The organism is Chamaesiphon sp. VAR_69_metabat_338, assembly GCF_031423935.1.
Lineage (GTDB): Bacteria > Cyanobacteriota > Cyanobacteriia > Cyanobacteriales > Chamaesiphonaceae > Chamaesiphon.
In genome coordinates, this window is sequence record NZ_JANPGM010000133.1 from 1 (window position 1) to 7,731 (window position 7,731).

Annotated in this window: 4 protein-coding genes and 1 pseudogene; 2 read left to right on the top strand and 3 right to left on the bottom strand. The window is 46.2% G+C overall.

Going from position 1 to position 7,731, the window contains the following annotated elements; translation table 11 throughout:
• Positions 1 to 46: 46 nt before the first annotated feature.
• Positions 47 to 1,813 (bottom strand): arginine--tRNA ligase, encoded by a 1,767-nt coding sequence (gene argS, locus RMO84_RS03835; protein WP_310487146.1) that lies wholly within the window; start codon positions 1,811 to 1,813, stop codon positions 47 to 49.
• A gap of 253 nt (positions 1,814 to 2,066) precedes the next feature.
• Here argS and RMO84_RS03840 point away from each other — a divergent pair, with 253 nt between their 5' ends.
• Together RMO84_RS03840 and RMO84_RS03845 are read left to right on the top strand one after the other, a co-directional pair.
• Positions 2,067 to 3,323 (top strand): MFS transporter, encoded by a 1,257-nt coding sequence (locus tag RMO84_RS03840; RefSeq protein WP_310487147.1) that lies wholly within the window; start codon positions 2,067 to 2,069, stop codon positions 3,321 to 3,323.
• 31 nt (positions 3,324 to 3,354) lie between these two features.
• A complete protein-coding gene (locus RMO84_RS03845; protein ID WP_310487149.1) occupies positions 3,355 to 4,632 on the top strand; it encodes an MFS transporter in 1,278 nt (425 codons plus the stop codon).
• A 365-nt stretch (positions 4,633 to 4,997) separates the two neighbouring features.
• On the opposite strand, the gene RMO84_RS03850 is transcribed toward RMO84_RS03845, so the two are convergent.
• Positions 4,998 to 6,845, bottom strand: a complete 1,848-nt coding sequence (locus RMO84_RS03850; RefSeq protein WP_310487151.1) for a phosphodiester glycosidase family protein — start codon at positions 6,843 to 6,845, stop codon at positions 4,998 to 5,000.
• 537 nt (positions 6,846 to 7,382) lie between these two features.
• Positions 7,383 to 7,731, bottom strand: a pseudogene (locus RMO84_RS03855) (serine protease); the annotation flags it as partial.

Consider the following 7,731-nt stretch of genomic DNA (forward strand, 5'->3'; position numbering starts at 1 on the left):
GGGTAATTCATGAATTACCCCTACCGATTCAATGTGATGACAATGTTTACATCCTTTCCAAGACTGGAATGCCGAGTAAATCCAATCCTAACTTCAATATTTTAGCGGTGAGATGGCATAAAATTAACCGAGAAGTACGCAGCGGTTCTTCAGCTTTTAGAATCGGGTAATTTACATCATCAGCATATAATTGATTGAATTTTTGACTTAATTCAAACAGATATTGACACAACCGATTGGGAAGTAAATCTCGTTCGACTTCCATAATAGTCACTCCAAATTGAAGCAGGTGTTTCGCGAGGATAAGCTCTAGTTCGCCATTAAGGATGATTTGAGCGTTATCGCCAAGGTTATCGAAATCGATCTCACCTTTACGACTGATGCCTTGCGGTCTAACATAGGCATACATCATATAGGGTGCCGTATTGCCTTGCAGTGCCAGCATTTTGTCGAAACTAAAGACATAGTTACTCGTGCGATTTTGGCTCAAGTCGGAGTATTTGACAGCACTAATGCCGACAACATTGGCACTATTGGCGATAAATTCGGGAGTTTCTTGTCTAGAATCTGCGAGTAACCGCGCTTCTAAATCGTTGCGGAATCGATCGACCGCTTCATCGAGTAACTCTTTTAATTTGATGGCTTCACCCGATCGAGTCTTGATTTTTTTGCCATCTTCACCTAACACCAAGCCGAAGGGAACGTGAACGATTTCGACGTTTTCGGGTATCCACTTCGCTAATTTGGCGACTTGGAAAACTTGGGCGAAATGATCTGCTTGTCCGGCATCGGTGATATAGATAATTCGATCGGCTGTGTCGGTTTGAATCCGATAGCGAATGGCGGCTAAATCGGTCGTGGCATAGTTATAACCGCCGTCGGTTTTTTGAACGATCAGCGGTAATGGATCGCCATCTCTGTTGGTAAATCCCTCGACGAAGACGCACTGCGCGCCGTCGCTTTCGACTAGTAAACCAGTTGCTTTTAAGTCTGCGACAACGCTGGCGAGATAGGGATTGTAAAAGGATTCGCCGCGTTCGGTGAGGTTGACATGCAATCTGTCATAAATTACCTGAAATTCGCGCCGCGATTGGTCGCACAGGAGATTCCAGGCTTTGATAGTTTCGGGATCTCGTGCTTGCAATTTGACGACTTCTTCTCTAGCTGCGGCTTGGAACTGGGAGTCTGTGTCGAAGCGTTGTTTGGCTTGTTTGTATAAGACTACCAAATCGCCTAAATCGAGGGCGTCGGCAGTCGTCAAGGCTTGGGGATAGGCTTCCCGCAAGTAGAGAATCAGCATCCCAAATTGGGTGCCCCAATCGCCGACGTGATTGAGTCTGAGGACATCATGACCGCGAAATTCTAATACCCGCGCGATACAGTCCCCTAGAATAGTCGATCGCAAGTGACCGACGTGCATTTCTTTGGCAATATTCGGACTCGAAAAGTCTACGACTACTCGTTGGGGTTTGTCGGCGACGGGTACCCCCAAGCGACTGTCAGACTGCATGGCTTGGAGCTGAGTGGCGAGATAACTGGGTTTGACGATAAAATTGATAAAGCCAGGGCCAGCAATTTGCGGTGGTTCGCAGACGTCGGCTACGTCAAGGTTATCGACGATCGATTGAGCGATGGCGCGCGGTGGTTGTCCCAATTTTTTACTCAGTCCCATCGCCATATTGGCCTGATAATCTCCAAATTTGGGGTTGCTCGATAAGACCAAAATGGGATCGGTGCCAGCATAATCGGCTCCCAAGGCGGCAACGATCGCGCGATCGAGTTGAGTAGTCAGGTAGGCGATAGTGGAGTTCATGACGGGGCGGCGACAAGTTAATAGCTACTATTTATTATCCATTATCTATCGTCCACTCCAACGACTGTCACACATCGACAAATTTACCGACCCACTTATAGGTACAATCGCAAGAGAAGATTCTCCAAAGGGACGACTGAGCCGACGCGATTAGACTTCAAAACTAGTACCATTTCGACTAGTTCGGAACCAGCTTTTTTACCTGCGCTCCCTATGCTCCCGATCGATACTCTATACCCCTATTCTCTAGCCTATGTTGCCTGCAAAAACACCTACAGAGGCGAGTGGATTTAAGGCTCTACTCAAAAACCGCTCGTTTCTATTGCTGTGGATTGGGCAAATTTTTTCACAAGTAGCGGATAAAGTATTGTTAGTCATGTCGATCGCACTGCTGACTACTTATAATATTCCCGTTAAATATGCCGCATCTTCTGGTTCTTATTTGATGGTTTCTTCGACCATCCCTGCGATTTTGTTTGGTGTAGCGGCAGGAATCTTTGTCGATCGCTATCCCAAGAAGCAAGTGATGGTAGTATCAAACGTTTTGCGGGGATTACTGATTCTATTACTACCAGTTTTACCGAAAGAATTTGCGATCTTATTAATTGTCAACTTTATGATTTCGGTAGTGATGCAAGTATTTACACCCGCAGAGTTGTCAGCGATTCCGCTGGTAGTTAAGCCAGAGAATTTACTCACAGCTAATGCTTTATTCACGACGACCTCCATCACTTCTTTGATCTTTGGATTTGGCATCGGCGAACCAATTTTGACAGCAGTAACCAATATTAGTAAAAATGGCTCGCGCGAGATTTTGGTGGCTGCACTATATTTCATTGCCGCCGGATCGGTGCAATTAGTTGGCATGCACGAGCAGATCGATACGAGCAAGCAAGCTAGGAGAGCTAATCCCTGGAATGAATTAAAAGTTGGCTCTGAATACCTTGCTAGTAACAAATTATTATTAAGTGCGATGCTGCAATTAGCCGTACTATTTTCAACGATCGCGGCATTGCTCGGATTGTCGATTAAACTCACATCAGAAGTTGGATTAAAGCCAGAACAATTTGGGACGTTAGTTGCGCCGTTAGGGATTGGCTTAGTACTTGGTGCGGGAATTTTAGGACATTTGGGCGGTCGCCTCCAACAAAAATCATTGCCACTGATTGGGTTTATTGGCATGGGCGTCACACTAATCGCCTTTACCTTCGTGCATGACTTATGGTTGGGCATCTGCTGTGCTGGGATCTTAGGATTAGGAGCTTCATTAATTGCCGTGCCGATGCAGACACTCATCCAAGAAAAAACGCCAGAAAAAATGCGAGGCAAGGTATTTGGCTTTCAGAATAATGCAGTGAATATTGCTGTAGCCGTGCCGCTAGTTATTGTGGCACCTTTAGCTGACAGGTTTGGACTACCGCCAGTATTATGGGGAATGAGTGGCATTGTTACTGTCGCTGGCATCATTGCATGGGATAGCACTCGGCATATTCTGGATGATGCGTTATAGGCTAAGTCTTAACCCTTTCCCTTTCTAGCTTATGTTACCTGCAAAAACACCTACAGAAGCGAGTGGATTTAAGGCTCTACTCAAAAACCGCTCGTTTTTATTTTTGTGGATCGGGCAAATTTTTTCACAAATTGCGGATAAAGTATTGGCCGTAATGTCGATCGCTTTACTGGATACATATAATATTCCAGCTAGATATGCCGCTTCTTCTAGCTCTTACATATTCCTGGCCACAACGATTCCAGCAATTTTATTTGGGGCGGCGGCGGGCATATTTGTCGATCGCTATCCTAAGAAAAAAATCATGGTAATTTCGGATCTAATCCGAGGTGGTCTGATTTTATTATTACCAATTCTCCCGAAAGAATTCGTCGTTTTATTATTAATTGCATTTGCAACTTCGACGATCACCCAAGCATTCGCACCAGCGGAACAGTCGGCAATTCCCTTGGTTGTCAAACCTGAAAACCTCCTCACGGCAAATGCTCTATTTGCCACTACCTCAACGGCTTCAGTAATTGTCGGATTTGGAATGGCTCCGGCAATGTTGATGGCTGTCACCAATATCAGCCAAAACGGTTCGCGCGAAATTTTGGTGGCATCGCTCTACTTTATCGCAGCCGGATTGGGACAATTTGTGAAGTTGGCAGAAACACTCGACACTAGCAAACATGACCGTAAAGTTAATCCGTGGCATGAGTTAAAAGTCGGGTTTGATTACATCCGCAGCAACAAGTTATTGCTGAATGCGATGATCCAATTAGCCGTATTCTCTTCGACGATCGCGGCATTACCCGTGCTGACAGTAAGTTTAACTGCCGAAGTTGGTTTGAAGAAAGAAGAATTTGGCTTTTTAGTAGCACCAGCCGGGATTGGTTTGGTACTAGGGGCGGGAATTATCGGACATTTTGGCAATCGAATGCAACAAAAATCCCTACCATTAATTGGGTTTGTAGGGATGAGTATCATGCTGGTCGCTTTTACTTTCGTGGACAGCTTGTGGTTGGGTCTAATCTGCGCGGGGATTTTGGGCTTGGGTGCATCCTTAATTGCCGTACCCGTCCAAACACTGATCCAGGAAAAAACACCAGAATCGATGCGCGGGAAAGTGTTTGGATTTCAGAATAATGCTGTCAATATCGCTGTCGCCGTGCCCTTGATTATTGTTGGCCCTTTGACCGATCGCTTTGGATTGTCACCAGTATTATGGGGGATGAGTGTCATCGTCACGATTGCGGGCATCTTGGCGTGGAATAGTACGCGGCATGTCTTGGAGGAGGTGATGAAAGACGAAAGCTCCGATTTGTAGCCAGATCTTGTCAGCAATAGAGGCGAACCGCTAGCAAATACTTACACCAAGTGGTTTTCAACCCGATCGAGCCTGTCGATCGGGCAAGGATTGTTACCAACGCGATTGAATCTACCGTGAAATGGCTGATACCGATGTGATGCAGATCGGGTTATAGTGATGACATGAGGTTGGTTCCGCCAGTTAAATCGGCAACCAGCATTCAAGAATATTTTTTTAGTAACTGCTGCTCTCATTTGCATCTGATTACGAAAGGAAATCGGGGTTTTAAATTTAAAAGGCGATCGTTAAATTAGTAACGATCGCCTTTTTTGTAGCTCTAAGAACCCCGACTTCTGGGAGAAGTCGGGGTTCTGGGACTAGGATTATGGTTCGATTGAAATCCCGATCGCATTGTGGACGCGCGCAGCAGTGGCGGAGGCTCGATCGACTAATTGGCCGCCGAGGTAAAGACTGGTAGAACTTCCACCATCGAGATTGAGTGCATCTACTGCCCCCATTTGGTAGATCAGTTGCGCCATTTCTGCCAGGGTGGGGCCTTTGCCGCCGGGATGGGGGTGGACGGTGACTAACAAGATTTTACCTGTGGCAGTACTGCCGATCGCGCTGCGGACTGCGGCTTCTTTACTAAAATTCGCGCTGAAATTTTCGCCTTTAGCATCGAGGACAATTTTGCTCGATTGTACCAACCAAGGGCCAGCAGCCATAATTTGGGAGTAAGTGTCAAATTCTGGTGGGGTAAGTTGATGTTGGAGCGTCACACTGGTACCGATCGGAATGCTGCTAGATAGCTCTGACTGCCCCCGTAAAGCCAGTAAATAGCCGTTGCTAGGGATGGAAATGTTCACACTGCCAATCGCGTTACCAGGGGTAATTTGGGTGACTTTGTTTTGTTGGACTGTGAAAATCAGTTCGTTCGCTTGCAGCGGTGTGTAGGTACTGCCCCAATCAGTCGTATACCGACCGAATCCAGCCTGGACATAAGCACTATTGAGCGCGAGAATCGGCAGACGTGCGTTGGTGGAAGTATCGATCGTTTCTTGCATCTTTAAGCGGGCAATCCGCATCTGTCCTTTGTCATTCCAACCGATCGCACCGCGATTGAGGACGGGACTAGATAACCATTCCCCGTCGCGTTTGAGGGCACCGAGTGGCATCCGATTATTACGATTGAAATAGCCCCCGTTGATTGCGGCGACGACTTGAGTGGTAGGCGCAAATTTAATCAGGTGATTGGTACCGACTAAATTTGGTTCGATCGATAACATCGGTCTAAATTTAATCCCCTGCTGACGCGGATCGATTTCTAGATAGCTAACGGGGAAATTAATCGCGCCCAATTTCACCCATTTTTGTCGCCATTTGAGTCCTGGTGCCCACTTTATCTCGCGATCGGGAATAGTTGCTAAATTGGGGTTGATGCTGACTTCCAGACTAGTTGGCGAGACTAATCTCGCCCTAGCCCGCTGTCCTTTGACGATCGGAAATTGGACGATCGTTTGATTTTTATTACTAGTAACTTTAAATTCTAATTTTTTCGCGGTCGGATCGTCATCTGGGTCGAGATTGGCATCGATGACTGGGGCTGGTGCGTTAAATTGGGCGAGTAAAGTGGGGTCGGCATTCGCTTCGATCGTCAGATAACCTTCAGTCGGGGTTTGACTGAGTTTCCAAGGCGTCGCCCGATCTAACGTAACGGTAATTTTGCCATTTTTGGGGATAGTTTCGCGACGGATATTGGTTACTCGCGTTGCTGGTGTATTGAGTTGGAGCTTGGTACCTGCAACCTGCCATTGCCACCCACTCTTTTTAGCGAGATCTGTAATATCCAGATAGCGATATTGACGGCTGAGCTTGGCATTTACACTCACTGGTGTCGATCGAGTAGTGGCATACCAATCGATCGGCTGAGTTGAGTAATTACTGTTACTAAATAACTCGACACCGAGCTGTCGATCGAGGGCAGTATCGCTAATTCCCAGTCGCAAACTATTACCGACTTGCCATTGTCCCCACGGAATATTTAAAGTTTTACCATTTAGAAATATTTCCGTACCTTGATTGACAAACTTTTGGGTAGATGGACTCCTAGTGACTAAATCTGGTGAAGTTGATTGTTCATCTGCCTGGGCAATTTGAGTCAAACAGAATAAGGAATTTAAGTTAGTAACGATACTAACAATAATGATGAGATAAAATCTCCGATAATTCATAGTCAATTATTTGGGTAGATGCCAGAATTGCGATCGATGTAGATTGAGACAGCCGCGATTGGGGTTCTAGTTCCGCGATTGTCGATTTAATTTGAATGACGATCGGGAGTTGTCAGGTAGATACTGGTATAAATTGTGCTGAGAATTGAGTGTAGCTATTCTTTTCGGTGCGTTACCTTACGGGATAGCGACGCGCGCTCCGTCTGCGACACGCCTCGCTTCGGATCTCCTACGGAGAGGCTGTGCCTACGGCAGGCTTACGCCAACGCCAACGTCTACGGCTTTGCAAATCGTCGATTGGGGTGTACTCGAACAAATTCTCGATCGGCATAAATTACGGATGAGGCAATAGATTAAATAATCGATTTAACAACGAAGCAAAATTCAGTTTCGTTAAATTTTTAAGCGATCGCGATCGCAAGTACTCTCAATCTTCGGTCTGATTTTTTTAGAAATTAGCAGCATAAAATACTTGTATTTAAGTGAAGCCTGCCAACCATGAAATTAGCAGATCCGAGCGATGTTTACAGCTGAATATTATTGGTTGAGAAAACTAATATCATCGATAAACCCTTCAGGATTTGTCGAGGCATATTGCTGTGCCGATCTGTTGTCTTGTTGCGCGGCTGCGGTATTGCCTAATGCCTGATATGCCTCTGCTCTAGCTTTGTAAGCAGCCGACATCCGGGAATTCTGACCGAGTGCCATATTCAGTTGCATCAGCCCTTGTCGATAATCTTTGTTAGCGACCAAGAGTTGTCCTAAGAGGGCACGGGTAGCCGGAGATTGGGGGGCAATCTGGACGGCTTGACGCGCTAGGTTCAAAGCCCCGAGAGTATTTCGACGCGCCACTTGGGTCAGAGCCAAGTTATTGTAGGCATAGTAG